This is a genomic window from Vreelandella sp. L-25 (assembly GCF_056857535.1).
In genome coordinates this window covers 24,364-38,316 of the sequence record NZ_JBSXNH010000068.1, presented here as the reverse complement: position 1 = coordinate 38,316, position 13,953 = coordinate 24,364, and the positions used below count along the sequence as shown (strand labels likewise).

The following is a 13,953-nucleotide window of genomic DNA, read 5'->3' as shown; positions in this document are numbered from 1 at the left end:
CTGGTCCAGCAAAAGCGCTCATTGAGATTGCTTCCCGTCATCCCGAGGTCATTCGAGAAGGCATCGAGCTACGGGGTTAACAAGCGGCTGTTGTCGGACGCGCCTACGCTGCGCTCCGGCACGCCGCAAAGCCGGGCGTTAGGCCCCAGGGGGGCACCAAGTGTTTAAATCACTAATTATCGCTTTTGCAATGATAAGTCCTGCGTTTGCCGCAGATGAATCATTGCAGTTCAAGATTGCCCCAGACACTCCTGCGAACAGATTTCGTATTGCTATAAATGGAGGGCAGTACGAAATATTTGCTTCCGGCGAGATCGATGTAGGCGCCACTGAAAGATTTCAAAAATTCGTAATAGACAATGCAATCAACGATGCAATTGTCCTGTTTGACTCTCCCGGCGGGTCGTTATCTGCTGGAATGGAGTTAGGGAGAGCAATTCGATCCAATGGCTTTAATACTGGCATAGGCGCTTATGGCCCCGATGGTCGGCGTCTTTTCCAAGGCATGTGCGCAAGCTCTTGTGCCTACTCATTTGCAGGGGGGGTATACCGGTTCTATTACGGAAAGAACGAGAAGCTCGGGATACATCAGTTCTATTCCTCTGGCACGAATCAAGCTGATATGGGAGATATCCAGATTGTTAGTTCAATTCTCGTTGACTACCTTCAGTCTATGGGGGTAGACCCACAAGCTTTTGTAGCAGCAAGTACTGCTCGCGGCGACTCCATGTTCTGGCTAACGCCAGAGCAAGCTACGTCGCTTGGGCTTTCAAATAACGGATCAGACCCCACCGTATCTGAGATAAAAATGCTTGGGGAAAGCCCATATCTGAGATTGGAGCAGAGCCACAGCGAAGTAACAACTAGAGTCTTGTTTGGGTGTTCAAATGGCCGAATTACTTTATCGGCGGGAATTGTTACTACCCCGGAATTATCTAGAGAAAAGCGAGCCGGTCTAGTAAGAAATTATTTGGAGATAGACGCCGGTGAAATATTAGTGGCACGCGGAAGTTCCGGATCAAGTGCGGTTGACAGTGTTCTTTGGCTGAACCGCATGCCAAGTAATATCGATCTATTAAACTTGCTCAACTCCAACCGCCTCGGTATTTGGACGGAGAGTGGAGGTCCTATGAGGTGGGGTGCAATGATAGATCTACGACCAGCGAAAGAAAAGATGGGCTATTTCATCCAAAACTGCTTACAAGGATAAGCTGTGGCCTAACAATTCATTCAAGCCGACGCCGCTTCGCGGCGCGGCTTAACTCAGGCGTTAGGATCTTGGAGGGTTCATATGTGTAACGCATGGAACCACCCCCTCAACTGTACTTGTGGATGGGGCGGAACAGGGCACTCAGGTAAAAGTAGATCTCCATATCCGCCATATTTATTCCCTGACGTACCCATAATCACTGGCAAATATAAAAGCTTCGTTACACCAAATGCTCGTTGCCCTGTTTGTGGTGAGGTTGTTTTCTTTTACCAGGCCCCGAGTGGCGGGAGGGTGTTTTTCGATAACTTAGGGCCGCCTTGGCCAAAGCACCCTTGTACAGATAATAATCGCGATCATTCACCTCTGAAGCTTAATGCTCTTAATCTGGAATCGATAGAATTTGACTGGCAAATTGAAGAGTGGCAGCCGTTTATAATTGATACCGTTAAAGATTTTGACAGGGGGATTATTCGTATAATTGGGAGTTTGGATGATAAAGAAGTTTCCTTTTATGTCGGAAAAAATGAGCAATCAAAAAATATAAGCTCAGGTTGCATTGCTCATATGAAAAAGCTGTATGATTTTAATTTTTTATTATCTATAGTTACAAAAAATCTAACATCAATAGAAATTCGTGGATGCACCTTTGTTTCAGATGTGGTAACGGATTTCCCAAGAGTCAACTCTTGGTCGCCGGTAGGAGTTAGCGGAGGCGGTCTGTTTTCAATTAAGGGGCTGGATCTCAATAGCATTCGTGATAACAGCTGTTGCCAGGGTAAGCTGATCGGTATTTTCATTGAGTTCCATAGAACTCAGAAAGTGTTGGTGGCCGTTAAACTGGCTACAATTTATGCAGCTATAATAGATGCGAGAAAGGGACGCTCCTGACGTCAGGGCCCTTCTGCAACAGCTTTCTTGAATTGGGGGTATTTTTAGGGGGATATTTCTTGTAACTAGTTTTTTAAATCATTTATATCAGCATCTTAAGGAACTATATGAGTCCTGCCGGGGGTACCATGCCAGCAATAAAATCATATGGTTAGAGATCTGCCACTGGGACTTTGCTGATTCCGGTGTGCAATGACGCAATGAGAGGGCACGCGATGTCCCCTTTTTGCTCATGACATCGAGCGACCATATCGCTCAGAACACTCTCAATCCTCACCAGCTTTTTGATCTTTCCACGCACAGACTGCAGTTTGTGCTCGGCCAGGACACTGGCTTCCTGGCAGTGGGCACCATCTTCCAGCCGAAGCAGGTCGATAATCTCATCGAGACTGAAGCCCAGGTTCTGCGCCGATTTCACGAACGTCAATCGATCGATATCGGCAGAACCATAGCGCCTGATCCCACCGGGAGGACGCTGGGGTTCCGATAACAGGCCCCGCCGCTGGTAATAGCGAATGGTCTCGACATGGACACCGGTCGCCTTGGCCAGCCCACCGATGGTCAGTGGATTTACTTTATTCACCATGCGGGCTTACTCCGTAGTTGACTACGGCATCAGTTTACTTCATCAAACAAGGTCACTAATAGAGCATTTTCCCATGCTATCCATGGGTTGCCTTGCCTTATCCCGCACAGCAGGATAATTGTTTAACATCCTTGGTAAAGGTTTGAGCGCACAGCTTCAAACCTTCTACCATCGTCAGGTACGGGAACAGCTCATCGGCAATCTCGTTGACGGTCATGCGCGCACGTAGCGCCATCACCGCAGTCTGGATCAGTTCGCCGGCCTCACCCGCCACGGATTGCACACCCAGTAACCGCCCGCTTTCACGTTCCGCGACCATTTTGATGAAGCCCCCGGTATCAAAGTTGACCAGTGCCCTTGGCACGTTGTCGAGGGTCAGGGTGCGGCTGTCAGTGACGAAGCCTCTTGCCTCAGCGTCGGCTTCAGACAAACCGTAAGCGTTCATTCCACGACGTAGTTGACCTACTTCACGTCACGCAGAGGCCTTAATAACTCCGGCGAGACCTTGTACTGTTTGGGGCCGTCCTCGGCCAGAACAATCACACTCTTGCGGTTGATCTTGGTGACGATCCCCAGCACCGGGCCTTCCCGGCCCTCGAAGGTTACTTTCAGGCCCACCCGCAACTGACTCAGTGCCTGCAGATTTTCCTGATCCCTCAGTTCGTCGATGCGCCGGCAGACGTATTGATTCAATTCCAGCAACTGGTCGATGCTCATGTCCTCAATGCGCATGAACGGTGGCCTCCGGCTGTTTGCTCTGTCGATCAGGGTGGCGTGGGTCGATCAGCGCCCGCAACGGGTTCTCGGCGAACCGAGTTTTCCAGAGACGAGGCGTCAGGTCGCTGACGTCACTGGCCGGATGCTGGCTGATGCGTTGCAGCACGTCCACCAGGTAGGTGTAGGGGGTAATATCGTGCAGCTTGCAGGTGCTGATCAGGCTCTGGATGATGCCCAAGTGTTCCGCGCCTAGTTCGGTCCAGCAGAACATCCAGTTTTTCTTGCCCATGGGGATGGGCCGTAGGGCCCGTTCCAGGTGATTGGTATCGGGTTGTACGTCCGGATCTTCCAGGAACACCGTCAGGCTCGTTTCCCGGCCGAGCACGTAATTCAGGGCTTTGGTTAACGGTTCACTGGGTAACAGGCCGCCTTGCCCCAACTGATCCCGGCACCATTGGAAGAAGCCGCTGACGACCGGCTTCGCATGGTCCAGCCGGTATTGGCGCTTCTTCTCGCCGGTGAGCTCCTTTTCCTTAATGGTATCTTCAATCTGGTACAGCTTCGCGATCTGTTGCAGGGCTTCGGTGGCCTTCTCAGGATGATCCTTTTGGGCCTCAACGAAGCAACGGCGACTATGCACCCAGCATTGAGCATGAGTAATGCCTTTCTGGGCCGCGGCATAGCGGGCATATGCGGCATAACCATCGCTGATCAGAGTGCCACTGAATTGGTCGTTCAGAACCTGCTCGATGTGCAGTCGGCCCCGACTGTTCGAGTAGGTAAACACCACTTCGTCGTCATCACCGTATAGGGGCCAGAACCAGCCTGTTTTCATCTTGCCTTTCTGCGGGCCTGCCCGGCCCTGGTGGCCCGCTTTGATGGGTGTTTCGTCCATGGCCAGCACCCGGCTGCGCAGCACGTTGTCGGTCTGGGCGTCCACAATGGGCCGAAGCAGGTCGATGGCCCGCTTCACCAGGTTCGTCAGGGTGCTGCGGCTGAGGGTAATACCCGCTTGTTGAATGCGCTGGTGCTGGCGATACAGCGGCAGGTGGAACTGGAACTTGTCCACCAGCAACCCGGCCAGCAGGCTGACATCGGCCAGGCTGTTGTCCAGCACGTTGAACGGGGCTGGTGTTGTCACAGGTTTTTGATCCGTGCCCTTACGACGGAACACCGGGCGTTCGCATTTGAGCACCACATAGCTGGAGGCCCGCTGGGCCAGACGGTAGGTGGTTTTGGTGCCGATGATGTCGTATTGGTCGGCGTCCGGCCCGGTCAGCTCCGGCGGCAGTTGCTCGATCACTTCCACCGGCACATCCGCCGTAAAGCGCAGGCCAGTGTCGTTCAGACAATCGTCGTCCCGCTGCTTCTTGCCGGTGCCGCGCTGATAGGCCTTAATGGTGCGCCTCTCTTCCTCGGCAGGCTTCTCCGGCAGCGGTGCTTCACCGGGGGTGAACAGGCTATCCTGTTCTGGAATATCATAAACCTGCTTCTCGGATTTGGGGCCAAACAGCTGCTTCTTGAACCAGTCTAACTGGTGTTTCAACTGCCGAATGGATTCCGCCTGGGCCTCCAACTGCTCGCGCTGCAACGCATTTTCCTCGGCCAGGGCCGAGTAGGAAGGTGCATTGGGTTGGGGGTCGGAAGCCGTTGAATTCATGGCCGATATTATACCGGAAGTCCGTCTTCTATACCCCTCGAAAACGCTTGAATTGGCGGTATTTCTGCACCTCGATGCCATCGATCAGTAGTTGCAGATCCGTCAGGGTCAGGGCTCGCTGACCGGAGGCGGATAACGGCACCCGGAACTGCCCCTGCTCCAGGCGCTTGGCCCAGAGGCAATAGCCGGTGGCGGTAAAATACAGCATCTTCATCTGGGTCTTGCGGCGATTAACGAAGACGAAATACTGGCCGCTGAGCGGATCGTGCTTTAACTGATTCCGGACCAGGGCGCTCAGGCCCCGGAACGATTTGCGCATGTCGGTAGGCTCGGTGCACAGCCAGATGCGCGCCTGGCTATCGAGCCCGATCATCCGTTCTGGCTCAGCCGCAGTTCGACGCCGTTGCCCAGGCTCAGCACAATGTTCCAGCCTGGGCCGGACTGCGCTGCACCCATCAGAGAGGACAGGTCCAGAAAACCGGCTTCGCCGGAATCCGCTGAGTCACCGGCCGCCTGATCGGACAGGCGCTTGCGCCAGTTACAGAAACTGGCGTAGCCGATGTTCTCTTGTTTGCAGAACTTCGAAGCTGACAGACCACTGTCACGCTGCTGATTGACCAGAGCCTGCCACTGTTCGGGTGTGCGGTGCTTTCTCATAGGGGTAACCTCGTGTTGGAAAGTGTGAGGTTACTGTAGGGCGATTTTCAGCAGGGTGGCAGAACGTCGTGGAATGAACGCTTACGACAAACCGACGGTCGCAATCTGCGGATCGGTAAAGACCACTTCGGGCATGGCGCTGAGATCGAGCCGCGCATCACCACCGGTCATATTGACCGCTGCCCGACTGCCGCCCGCGGCCGCCACATAGACAAACTGCGGCTGGTCGGTGCAGTCCCCAGCAGCATAGATGTCGGGCACGGTGGTACGCAGACAGTCATCGACTAAAATCGCCCTGCGGGCAGTCTCGACGCCGATAGCCTCCAGGTTCAGCCTGTCTGTGTTCGGTGTACGTCCCACGGCCACCAGCAGCCGATCGGCCCGCAGCTCCCCCGCATTCGTGGCGAGAACGAACTCCTCATTGGTATAGCTGATCTGGCTCGCCTGCGTGTTATTCAGAACCTTGACACCCTCGGCCTGGAACGCGGTTTCAATGGCCTCGCCAACAGCCGGGTCTTCACGGGAAACCAGCCGGCTACGCGCCAGGATGGTCACCTCGCTGCCCAGCCGGGCAAACGCCTGTGCCAGCTCCACTGCCACGACGGACGCCCCGATGACAGTCAGTCGATCTGGAATGGTGTCGCTGGCCAGTGCCGTGGTGGACGTCCAGTACGGCGTATCGGATAGGCCCGGAACCGGAGGAATGGTTGGCCGCGCGCCGGTACCAATGAACGCTCTGTCAAAGCATACTTCGCTTTCCGTGCCGTCAGCTCCGGTAACCTGCAATGTATTGGCATCGATAAACCGAGCCTCACCCCGCAAGACCGTAATGGCCGGATTGTCTTCGAGAATCCCCTCATACTTCGCGTGACGAAGCTCATCGACCCGGGCCTGTTGCTGGGCGAGCAACCGGGGCCGGTCAATAGAAGGCTCGACCGCCGCAATGCCCTCGTCGAACGGGCTGGTGCGGCGCAGATGGGCCACGTGAGCGGCGCGGATCATGATTTTCGAAGGTACACAGCCGACATTAACGCAGGTGCCACCGATGGTGCCACGCTCGATCAGCGTTACCCAGGCTCCGCGTTCCGCCGATTTCAAAGCGGCGGCCATGGCACTGCCGCCACTGCCAATCACGGCAATGTGCAGATCGTTATCACTCATAAACACCACTCCTGAACGAATGTGCTATTGCAACAAAGTCTTGGTTTTTGATGGCTACTCCTGTTTTTCCAGGGTCTGTTTGAGCGTGGATGGATAGCCCGCGTTGGTGGTGGCCTGAGTTAATGCTTCAACGGAGGTTTTCTCATCGTCGAAAATAACCGTCGCATCACGCTCCTCATAGCGGACCTGGACAGAACTCACCCCATCAACCATCTTGAGAGCGGCTTTGACGGTGATCGGGCAGGCCGAACAGGTCATTCCGGGAACCGACAAGGTCACCGTCTTTTGCGCCGCCAAGGCAGGCAGGCTGAACAGCGCAAACAGTACGGCAGTGATCAGGGACTTTCTCATGGTGTATGGCCTCTCAGTAAAATAGCGGTAAGACGAAAGGGAATGCCAACGCGATCAGTACGAACAGCGCGACGATCCAGAAGGTGATCTTGTAAGCGGTGCGCACTTGCGGTACTGCGCAGACCTCGCCCGGATCGCAATCCTGTGCAGGCCGGTATATCCGACGCCAGGCAAAGACCATCGCCACCAGAGCAGCACCAATGAACCACGGCCGGTAGGGCTCCAGAGCGGCAAGGTTACCGATCCAGGCACCGGAAACACCAAGGGTGATCAGAACCAGGGGGCCAAGACAGCAGGCCGATGCGAGCACTGCTGCGACCCCGCCTGCGATTAACGACCCGCGACCGGATTTGGGCTCTGCTTTCAACTCTGACATTACGACGGTTCCTTTCACGGCTCTGCTGATTACCTCCAAAATACTTCCGTAGCCGGCTACGGAGTCAAGCTCTTCACTCTTATAGAATGCTCAGCACTCTTGACCCCGTACCGTGGTACGGGCACTAATGTGAGCTGAGAGTTGGTGAGGTGAGGATTCCGCCATGACTGACATGACCATTGGCAAAGTGGCTGACGTGGTGGGTGTCGGTGTCGAGACGATTCGTTTTTACGAACGCCGCAAGCTCATCGAGCAGCCACCACGTCCCAGGGAAGGTGGCTATCGTATTTACTCGGACACCACGGTAAAGCGACTGCATTTTATTCGTCGAGCGCAAGAGCTGGGCTTCTCACTGCGTGAGATCGCTGAGCTGCTCGCGTTGCGTGATGCCGAAAGCAACCAGGCAGACGCAAGTGATGTACGCCAGCGGGCGATGGCAAAGCTGCACGACGTAGACCAGAAAATTGACCAGTTACGGCGAATCCGCCAGGGGCTGGCGGCACTTGTGGACTGTTGTCCCGGACAGGGGCCGTTGCAGTGTTGTTCCATATTTGACGCCCTGGAGCAGAATGCGGGGCCTACAGGCGGGCCGATCATAAGTGAGGAGACAGACATGCAGACAATCAGGCTTTCAATCGGCGGCATGCACTGCGGTGGGTGCGAGGAAATTGTTCGTCATGTTCTCGAACAGCAAACCGGCGTCAAGGGGTGTTCCGTCTCCCATGAAAGCGGTGAAGCCCGGGTGGCAGTTGACGAATCAAGGATTTCGGACGAACAACTTGCGGAGGCTGTGCGTGGTGCGGGGTACTCCGCAAACATCATGAACACGACAGAATAACCCCTTGGAATTCTCGGCGGCCTTGCCTCTGGCCGCCGGCCTCGGGTTACTGGCCTTCGTTGAGCCTTGGTCTGCGGGTAGGGGCCGGGCCGAAAGTTTCGGGAATAAATCCCGGCCCGGTGACGCCTTTGGCTTCAGAGATCGTTTTCGACCGGTGCTTTGTTGGCAAGAGGTCTTGCCAGCACATGAGTCCGGCCGAACTTCTTTTAGCCTTTGGAGTTTGTAATATGCGTCCACCGATCCCCCATGCCATCACATCATTCGTCGCCGCAACCCTGCTCAGTGTCAGTGTGCCCGTGAGCGCGGCGGAAAACACCCGCTTTGAGCGCGGCAGCGAGGTGTACAACCAGCAGTGCGCTGCCTGCCATCAGGCTCAGGGTCAAGGCATACCGGGGTCGTTTCCCCCGCAAAAAAACCACACCGCTCAAATGTACAATGCCACTGACGGTATCGGTGGCCGCCGCTATCTGGGGCATGTGCTGCAGTACGGCCTGACCGGCCCCATCAAAGTCGACGGCACAAGCTACAACGGCAACATGCCGGCCTGGGGCGGTGCGCTCACTAGCCAGCAAATGGCGGATGTCCTGAATTACGTGCTGACGGCGTTCGGCAATGAAAAGCGGATTGCTGGTGAGTTTCAGCCCTACACTCCTGAAGACATCGAAGCGATTGCGGGTAAGGACCTGTCCGGCAAGGATGTTTACCAGCTGCGGCAGACCCTGCTGGGCCAATCGCCTGAGCAGTCGCGGAACAAAGCCACTCCCGTGCGGTCGGCGCCCGAACTAAGCCTGGAAAAGTCCATTCGCGACCCTCTGTATGTGGCGGTCCAGAACAGCGGCATCGTGAAAGTCCTACCCTCAAAACAGGCCTGGCCCGGCGTCGCGGGCGCTCACTACGATGCCCTGAGTCCTGATGGTTCCCGGCTGATGGTGTCCGGCTTCAAAACCGGCAATGTCTACGTTTTGAATACCGCCAGCGGTGAGGTGATGGCCAGCGTGCCGATCGGTGAGGTGGCCCAGGGCGTAAAAATCTCACCGGATGGCCGTTACGGCCTCGCCGTGGCGCCGACCCAGGGCGACGTTGCGGTGATCGATATGAATACCCTTGAACTGGTCAGGAAAATTCCAGTGGGCAAGGTACCCCACAACCTCGTTTACAGCGCCGACGGCACACTCGCCTACGTCACGCTGCAGGGCGAAGGCGCGCTGGCGGTAGTGGATATGCGGGCTCTGGAAAAACAGCGTCAGATCCCCACTCCGGGTCTCAAGACGCCTCACAACATTGACATCAGCGCCAACGGTCAACGGCTATGGCTGCGCGACTTTACCGGCAACGTGGGGGTACTGGACCTGGCTAGCGAAACCATGCTGAAAACTTTTAAAGTGGGTAGTGGCCATGGCGGCATCGACGTGGTGCCTGGCGAGCAATACGTCGCAACCGGTGCGATTTCTGCGTCCGTGGTCACTATAATCGACTCCGAGAGCCTTAAAATTGTCAAAAATGTCGACGTGGGCGTTGGCCCCCACGGCGTTCGGGCAAGCCGCGATGGCCAGTTCATTTACGCGTCGGTCACAGCGGATAACCACATTGCCGTTATTGATACCCAGTCCCTCGAGGTGGTCCGCCGGGAGCCAGTTGGAGGCCAGTTCCCCTTCTGGCTCGCAGTACCGGGCAATCCATAAAAAAGTCGGGAATAAAAGGCGATCCGGTGACGCCCTCCAGTAAAGTAACCATAAATAGGTAGCGGGCAGCCCCATGCGCAGCACTGGAAGCAGGCAGCAATTCGACACCCTGGTACGGCCCTGGCGCTACCGCCTGTACGGTGTTGCGCAACGCCAGGCCCCCTCACAGGAAATGGCGGAGGACTGGACCCAGGAGACCTTGCTCCGGGCCTGGCGGGACTTTGACCAACTGGACGATCACGTGGCGGCCTACGCCTGGCTGCTAAGGATTCTCAACCGGGTGGTCGCCGATGACTATCGGCGGGATGGGCGCCGGCAGCAACTGGCTCCGGTGCTGACCACCGGTGACGCGGTGTTGAATGGGTATCCCTGCAGTGCCCCGGGCCCCTTCGATCAGGTCCTGAAAAACCAGAGCGATGCGCAGGTCATGGCTGCGGTTCACGCCCTGCCGGACAGCTTTCGGCAGGTCATTCTGTTGCGGGACTTTGAGGAGCTGAGCTATCAGGACATCGCACAAATTTTGGATCTGGCACCGGGGACGGTCATGAGTCGCCTGTCACGCGCGCGGCGCCTGCTCGCTAAGCGACTGATCAAGGCAAACCCGAGCGCCCTGGCTACCAGCCACACAAAATACACATCGGTGAATCCTCATGAGTGATCTCAAAAACACAAACACCCACGAATGGTCCGACCTGCACGCCGAAATCCAGGATTGGCTGGCGGGCTATGCGGATGGTGAGTTGGATGAGCATCACACCGCCCTGGTCGAGGCCCATCTTGCTGGATGCAAGACCTGCCAACACGATGTCGAACGTCAGCGGATTCTTTCCGAACGACTGCAGATGATACCCACTCCGGGACTGTCCGCCGATTTTGACGGGCGGCTCGATATCGCCCTTGCAAACGCCCCCGCTGGTGGCAAGCGCCCATCCGGTCGTCGCCGCATGACGAATCTGAAACGCTGGCTGAGCAGCCTTCGCCCGTCGGTTGTAATTGGCAGTGGCGGTTGGGCCGTTGCCCTGGTACTGGCAGCGGTACTGCTGATGCCCAGCGTGACGCCGGATAATATCAACAGGATTCCTATGGTTAGTGACGTGCTGAACGATTATCAGCGTGTCGCCCTTGAGGAACTGCCTATCCAGGCCGGCAGCTCGGAAGTATCTCCGCCATTGCCGTGGGCAAACAGCCGGGTGCTGGCAACCTGGATGACCCGAGTGGGGGGCGAGCCTGCCCAGGCGTACGCCATACGCCAGGACAACAGCCTAGTCATCCAGTATCGTATCTCGGAGCGCGTGTTCTTCCGGAATCCGGATGTGCGACAGGCGGTGGCCCGAGCCGGCGACTTTCGTACCCGGGCCGATCAGTTGGAGGTGCTCGGGTTACCCATGGAGGACTCGGGACTGCTGGTGGTTGCGCCAGCCGGGAATATGCCGGCGGTGAGCGAATCCACGACGGGGGCCTCCTGACACGCTGTCAATGGTGATTGTTTGACCATGACCTACTACACTGAATCAAAATCAGGTTTGTCACGAATTCATGGCACCGATGACCACCGTCTGCAAGTGTTCTGAGCAAACATCAACGAGGGAAAACCATGTCTGTTTTCGATGCGTCTTCAACGTCCCAACGTACACCCGAAAGTTCTTTACCGATAAGTCGCCGGCGCCTGCTGCTGGGCTCTGCCGGCGCCATGGCCTCCGTCAGCCTACTGGGGCTGAGCCCCCTTGCCAGGTCGGAGGAACCCAAAACGCTGCCCGATTACGTGCGCTGGAAAAACGCCAATGACGTGATCGTGCACAGCGCCAACACCATCGAAACCGAGCGCGGCGCCATTGGCAGTGGTGTGGTGACGAACAGTGACAAACTGGGCGGTCTCCAGCTCCAAGTGCAACACGCGGTTAATGAACGCCTGATGGCGCATCCTGGGTTCGCTTAAGCAGATCCATAAAGACCTCCAGCGGCGCTTTGAAGCCCAGTCGCTTTCGAGGCCGGGTATTGAGCTGGAAGGCGATGGCGTCCAGCTCGTCCTGACTGAACACGGACAGATCCGTCCCCTTGGGCATGTACTGGCGCAAGAGTCCGTTGGTGTTCTCGTTGATAGCGCGCTGCCAGGGGCTGTGCGGGTCAGCGAAGTAGATCGCGGTACCGGTCTTCTGAGTGATTTCGGCATGACGCACCAACTCGCGGCCCTGATCGTAGGTGAACGTCTGGCGCATTTCCAGCGGTACCCGATTGAGAGCCGCGCTGAAGCCGTGAACCGCAGCGGTCGCGGTGGAACCGTCCATCTTGGCCAGGAACACTAGGCCGCTCACCCGCTCGACCAGTGTCCCGACGGCTGAACGGTTGAACGCACCCTTGATCAGGTCGCCTTCCCAGTGCCCGGGCAGGATCCGCTCATCGACTTCAGGCGGGCGCAGATGGATGCTGACCAGGTCCGGGATTTGCTGACGACGGTCTGCGCCACCCGTACGGGGACGGCGCTTGGTATGGCCCTGACGCAGGCAAGTGATTAGTTCCTTGCGCAGTTCGCCGTGAGGCGTGGCATAGATCGTCTTGTACACGGTCTCGTGGGAGACCTGATACTCGGGATGGTCCGGAAACATAAGTTTCAGTGTGCCGCTGATTTGCTGGGGAGACCACCGGTTTCGCAACATGTCGAGAACCACAGCATACAGGTCCGTTCCTTCGACTAACTTGCGTCGCGGCCGACAACGAGCACGCGCCGAGCGCGCCATACATCCTGCCGCTTCGGCGTCATAGGACCGGTCGTCGACTGTGCGCCGTTGTAGCTCTCGACTCAAGGTGCTGGGGGAGCGTTTCAACTCACGAGCGATGGCCCGGAGGCTAAAGCCCTGACGCTTCAGGAACATGAGCGTGACACGGTCAGTGGTGCTGAGGTGATGATAGTGATTTGGCATGGCAACACGTTACTCGATTAGCGAGTGTTGCACTTGGTTATTGAGCGCGCGGTGAATAGATTAAAAAAGAGGCAAAATAATGATATTAAAAAAATAATTAGAGGTAGTCGATCTAAATATAGAAATCGAATATGAAAGAATTCAAAGCGGAATCGTATTCAAAAACTTGAGTTACAAATCCTAACAAGTGCAGGTTGTCGGACGTGTACTACGCTGCGCTCCGTACCCGCCGCAACTGCAAGCGTTAAAGCTGAAAAGCCGAGTCGTGGCACCTGATACCCATCCGTGTCAAAATTGGGTGATACGTGAACGAGAGGTTTCTTCTATGAATCTCCAAAAAATTGAAGACGAGGCGCTCCACCTCCCTATAGAGGAGCGAGCGCAATTGATCCAGCGATTGGTATTGAGTCTGGAGTCTCCGTCAGAAGAAGAGCTCAGATCCGATTGGTTGCTTGAGGCCCGGCGCAGGGGCGAAGAGCTCGACAATGGCACAGTTCAGGCTGTGTCTGGCGATGAGGTCATGAGGAAGGCTAGAGCACTGATCAAATGAACTATTCTTTTCACCCGGCAGCGGAAGCCGAGTTCTTGGAGTCAGTTGGTTATTACGAATCAAAAGTTCCGGGATTGGGTGGTGCCTTTATAGAAGAATTTGAGGCCCTGGCCAATTTAGTTAGCGAGTCACCAAAAGCCTGGCAAGTTGAGTTGCCGCCAGATATTCGCAGAGTGCCCCTTCACAGATTTCCCTTATCTATCGTTTACCGTGAGAGCCCTGATGGTTTTCAGGTTCTGGCTGTTGCCCATGACCGCCGGCGTCCGCAGTACTGGCTGGGTAGGCTTTAACAATCGGCTGCACAGCGACCGATTTTCCGCCGCTCCGCGGCTCCAAACCGGCGCGTGAGCCGGGCGTTA

19 protein-coding genes are annotated in these 13,953 nt (G+C 56.1%); 9 read left to right on the top strand and 10 right to left on the bottom strand.

The window, feature by feature from the left end; all coding sequences use genetic code 11:
* Positions 1 to 160 precede the first annotated feature (160 nt).
* Together AC13CN_RS11175 and AC13CN_RS11170 are read left to right on the top strand one after the other, a co-directional pair.
* Positions 161 to 1,210, top strand: a complete 1,050-nt coding sequence (locus AC13CN_RS11175) for a COG3904 family protein (protein WP_483053156.1) — start codon at positions 161 to 163, stop codon at positions 1,208 to 1,210.
* Between the two features lie 291 nt (positions 1,211 to 1,501).
* Positions 1,502 to 2,098, top strand: a complete 597-nt coding sequence (locus tag AC13CN_RS11170; protein WP_483053155.1) for a hypothetical protein — start codon at positions 1,502 to 1,504, stop codon at positions 2,096 to 2,098.
* Between the two features lie 151 nt (positions 2,099 to 2,249).
* Here the strand turns inward: AC13CN_RS11170 and merR are convergent, their stop codons facing one another.
* The 9 genes from merR to merT all read right to left on the bottom strand — a co-directional run bounded on the left by merR (position 2,250) and on the right by merT (position 7,606).
* Entirely contained in the window at positions 2,250 to 2,684 is a 435-nt protein-coding gene (gene merR, locus AC13CN_RS11165) for an Hg(II)-responsive transcriptional regulator (protein WP_348321903.1), read from the bottom strand.
* 97 nt (positions 2,685 to 2,781) lie between these two features.
* Positions 2,782 to 3,114 carry a hypothetical protein gene (locus AC13CN_RS11160; RefSeq protein ID WP_483053154.1) on the bottom strand — a complete coding sequence of 111 codons (333 nt, stop codon included), beginning with the start codon at positions 3,112 to 3,114 and terminating at the stop codon, positions 2,782 to 2,784.
* A gap of 32 nt (positions 3,115 to 3,146) precedes the next feature.
* On the bottom strand, positions 3,147 to 3,416 hold the full coding sequence (locus AC13CN_RS11155; RefSeq protein WP_054641827.1) for a hypothetical protein: 270 nt from the start codon (positions 3,414 to 3,416) through the stop codon (positions 3,147 to 3,149).
* Positions 3,406 to 5,061, bottom strand: a complete 1,656-nt coding sequence (gene tnpC, locus AC13CN_RS11150) for an IS66 family transposase (RefSeq protein ID WP_232903284.1) — start codon at positions 5,059 to 5,061, stop codon at positions 3,406 to 3,408. Before tnpC ends, AC13CN_RS11155 begins: the two co-directional genes overlap by 11 nt.
* A gap of 28 nt (positions 5,062 to 5,089) precedes the next feature.
* The gene (gene tnpB, locus AC13CN_RS11145) at positions 5,090 to 5,434 is read right to left on the bottom strand and encodes an IS66 family insertion sequence element accessory protein TnpB (protein ID WP_016915087.1); all 345 of its coding nucleotides are present in this window, start codon (positions 5,432 to 5,434) and stop codon (positions 5,090 to 5,092) included.
* The gene (gene tnpA, locus AC13CN_RS11140; protein WP_016915086.1) at positions 5,431 to 5,718 is read right to left on the bottom strand and encodes an IS66 family insertion sequence element accessory protein TnpA; all 288 of its coding nucleotides are present in this window, start codon (positions 5,716 to 5,718) and stop codon (positions 5,431 to 5,433) included. The genes tnpB and tnpA overlap by 4 nt, the downstream gene beginning before the upstream one ends.
* Positions 5,719 to 5,799: 81 nt before the next feature.
* On the bottom strand, positions 5,800 to 6,879 hold the full coding sequence (locus tag AC13CN_RS11135; RefSeq protein ID WP_288075909.1) for a mercury(II) reductase: 1,080 nt from the start codon (positions 6,877 to 6,879) through the stop codon (positions 5,800 to 5,802).
* A gap of 54 nt (positions 6,880 to 6,933) precedes the next feature.
* The gene (gene merP, locus AC13CN_RS11130) at positions 6,934 to 7,230 is read right to left on the bottom strand and encodes a mercury resistance system periplasmic binding protein MerP (protein WP_278367311.1); all 297 of its coding nucleotides are present in this window, start codon (positions 7,228 to 7,230) and stop codon (positions 6,934 to 6,936) included.
* A gap of 13 nt (positions 7,231 to 7,243) precedes the next feature.
* On the bottom strand, positions 7,244 to 7,606 hold the full coding sequence (merT, locus tag AC13CN_RS11125; protein WP_278367309.1) for a mercuric ion transporter MerT: 363 nt from the start codon (positions 7,604 to 7,606) through the stop codon (positions 7,244 to 7,246).
* 163 nt (positions 7,607 to 7,769) lie between these two features.
* Between merT and AC13CN_RS11120 the strand changes: the two genes are divergently transcribed.
* The 5 genes from AC13CN_RS11120 (at position 7,770) to AC13CN_RS11100 (ending at position 12,062) form a co-directional block, all read left to right on the top strand.
* Positions 7,770 to 8,444: a MerR family transcriptional regulator gene (locus AC13CN_RS11120; RefSeq protein WP_278593430.1), complete on the top strand. Its 675-nt coding sequence runs from the start codon at positions 7,770 to 7,772 to the stop codon at positions 8,442 to 8,444.
* Between the two features lie 227 nt (positions 8,445 to 8,671).
* A complete protein-coding gene (locus AC13CN_RS11115; protein ID WP_185906433.1) occupies positions 8,672 to 10,126 on the top strand; it encodes a cytochrome D1 domain-containing protein in 1,455 nt (484 codons plus the stop codon).
* Between the two features lie 73 nt (positions 10,127 to 10,199).
* Positions 10,200 to 10,784 (top strand): RNA polymerase sigma factor, encoded by a 585-nt coding sequence (locus tag AC13CN_RS11110; RefSeq protein ID WP_127400882.1) that lies wholly within the window; start codon positions 10,200 to 10,202, stop codon positions 10,782 to 10,784.
* Positions 10,777 to 11,592, top strand: a complete 816-nt coding sequence (locus AC13CN_RS11105) for an anti-sigma factor family protein (protein WP_483053153.1) — start codon at positions 10,777 to 10,779, stop codon at positions 11,590 to 11,592. The genes AC13CN_RS11110 and AC13CN_RS11105 overlap by 8 nt, the downstream gene beginning before the upstream one ends.
* Before the next feature lie 128 nt (positions 11,593 to 11,720).
* The gene (locus tag AC13CN_RS11100) at positions 11,721 to 12,062 is read left to right on the top strand and encodes a hypothetical protein (protein ID WP_483053152.1); all 342 of its coding nucleotides are present in this window, start codon (positions 11,721 to 11,723) and stop codon (positions 12,060 to 12,062) included.
* Here AC13CN_RS11100 and AC13CN_RS11095 read toward each other — a convergent pair.
* Positions 12,025 to 13,044 carry an IS30 family transposase gene (locus AC13CN_RS11095; RefSeq protein WP_375664550.1) on the bottom strand — a complete coding sequence of 340 codons (1,020 nt, stop codon included), beginning with the start codon at positions 13,042 to 13,044 and terminating at the stop codon, positions 12,025 to 12,027. The genes AC13CN_RS11100 and AC13CN_RS11095 overlap by 38 nt on opposite strands.
* A 325-nt stretch (positions 13,045 to 13,369) precedes the next feature.
* On the opposite strand from AC13CN_RS11095, the gene AC13CN_RS11090 reads away from it, so the two are divergent.
* Together AC13CN_RS11090 and AC13CN_RS11085 are read left to right on the top strand one after the other, a co-directional pair.
* Positions 13,370 to 13,594, top strand: coding sequence for an addiction module protein (locus tag AC13CN_RS11090; RefSeq protein ID WP_348296184.1), 225 nt, complete (start codon positions 13,370 to 13,372; stop codon positions 13,592 to 13,594).
* On the top strand, positions 13,591 to 13,884 hold the full coding sequence (locus tag AC13CN_RS11085; protein WP_348296185.1) for a type II toxin-antitoxin system RelE/ParE family toxin: 294 nt from the start codon (positions 13,591 to 13,593) through the stop codon (positions 13,882 to 13,884). The genes AC13CN_RS11090 and AC13CN_RS11085 overlap by 4 nt, the downstream gene beginning before the upstream one ends.
* Positions 13,885 to 13,953: the final 69 nt, after the last annotated feature.

What these genes read in the sequence shown, in the direction of transcription:
- AC13CN_RS11085 (WP_348296185.1), top strand. Translation starts at nt 13,591, where the DNA reads ATGAACTATTCTTTTCACCCGGCAGCGGAAGCCGAGTTCTTGGAGTCA.
- tnpB (WP_016915087.1), bottom strand. Translation starts at nt 5,434, where the DNA reads ATGATCGGGCTCGATAGCCAGGCGCGCATCTGGCTGTGCACCGAGCCT.
- merR (WP_348321903.1), bottom strand. Translation starts at nt 2,684, where the DNA reads ATGGTGAATAAAGTAAATCCACTGACCATCGGTGGGCTGGCCAAGGCG.
- AC13CN_RS11095 (WP_375664550.1), bottom strand. Translation starts at nt 13,044, where the DNA reads ATGCCAAATCACTATCATCACCTCAGCACCACTGACCGTGTCACGCTC.
- AC13CN_RS11090 (WP_348296184.1), top strand. Translation starts at nt 13,370, where the DNA reads ATGAATCTCCAAAAAATTGAAGACGAGGCGCTCCACCTCCCTATAGAG.
- tnpC (WP_232903284.1), bottom strand. Translation starts at nt 5,061, where the DNA reads ATGAATTCAACGGCTTCCGACCCCCAACCCAATGCACCTTCCTACTCG.
- AC13CN_RS11155 (WP_054641827.1), bottom strand. Translation starts at nt 3,416, where the DNA reads ATGCGCATTGAGGACATGAGCATCGACCAGTTGCTGGAATTGAATCAA.
- merP (WP_278367311.1), bottom strand. Translation starts at nt 7,230, where the DNA reads ATGAGAAAGTCCCTGATCACTGCCGTACTGTTTGCGCTGTTCAGCCTG.
- AC13CN_RS11120 (WP_278593430.1), top strand. Translation starts at nt 7,770, where the DNA reads ATGACTGACATGACCATTGGCAAAGTGGCTGACGTGGTGGGTGTCGGT.
- AC13CN_RS11135 (WP_288075909.1), bottom strand. Translation starts at nt 6,879, where the DNA reads ATGAGTGATAACGATCTGCACATTGCCGTGATTGGCAGTGGCGGCAGT.
- AC13CN_RS11105 (WP_483053153.1), top strand. Translation starts at nt 10,777, where the DNA reads ATGAGTGATCTCAAAAACACAAACACCCACGAATGGTCCGACCTGCAC.
- tnpA (WP_016915086.1), bottom strand. Translation starts at nt 5,718, where the DNA reads ATGAGAAAGCACCGCACACCCGAACAGTGGCAGGCTCTGGTCAATCAG.
- AC13CN_RS11100 (WP_483053152.1), top strand. Translation starts at nt 11,721, where the DNA reads ATGTCTGTTTTCGATGCGTCTTCAACGTCCCAACGTACACCCGAAAGT.
- AC13CN_RS11110 (WP_127400882.1), top strand. Translation starts at nt 10,200, where the DNA reads ATGCGCAGCACTGGAAGCAGGCAGCAATTCGACACCCTGGTACGGCCC.
- merT (WP_278367309.1), bottom strand. Translation starts at nt 7,606, where the DNA reads ATGTCAGAGTTGAAAGCAGAGCCCAAATCCGGTCGCGGGTCGTTAATC.
- AC13CN_RS11115 (WP_185906433.1), top strand. Translation starts at nt 8,672, where the DNA reads ATGCGTCCACCGATCCCCCATGCCATCACATCATTCGTCGCCGCAACC.